This window comes from Vibrio sp. 1401 (assembly GCF_033340295.1).
The window spans coordinates 1-571 of record NZ_JAWOWF010000648.1; the positions used below are offsets into that span (position 1 = coordinate 1).

Genomic DNA, 571 nt, shown 5'->3' on the forward strand with positions numbered 1-571 from the left:
CAGTTTATGGTTGTCCGTTTGGTCGAGCATTTTCGGGCTCGCTATCGCGACGCTGTTGGTTTCTTCCTTACGCCGAGTAGACAGTAAGCTAAGAGACGCCGTGATTGCCTTCACCAACATGAGCAGCAACTTTGCAGGCGTACCTCTGTCGTTTGCCTTCATCATCATCTTAGGCACAAACGGCGCGATTACGTTGTTGCTCAAACAATATGGTTTGCTCGGTGATTTTGACTTGTACGGCAAATGGGGCTTGCTGGCGATTTACATCTACTTCCAAATCCCACTGGCGGTTTTACTGCTTTATCCCGCTTTTGATGCGCTGAGCGATGATTGGCAAGCGGCGGCTGCACTGTTGGGGGCAAGAACTGCGCAATATTGGGCGAAAGTGGCTTTGCCTGTGCTTTCTCCTGCCCTGTTTGGCACTTTCATTATTTTGATCGCCAATGCGATCGGTGCGTATGCCAGCGTCTATGCGCTCACTTCTGGTAACTACAACGTCATTACCATTCGTATTGCCAGTTTGGTGTCTGGTGATTTGTTCCTAGAGCCAAATTTAGCAGCCGCCATCTCG

Annotated in this window: 1 protein-coding gene; it reads left to right on the forward strand. The window is 49.9% G+C overall.

The features are described from left to right. The coding region (locus R7Z77_RS27350) for an ABC transporter permease (RefSeq protein ID WP_318137305.1) at window positions 1-571 on the forward strand (571 nt) is incomplete at both ends.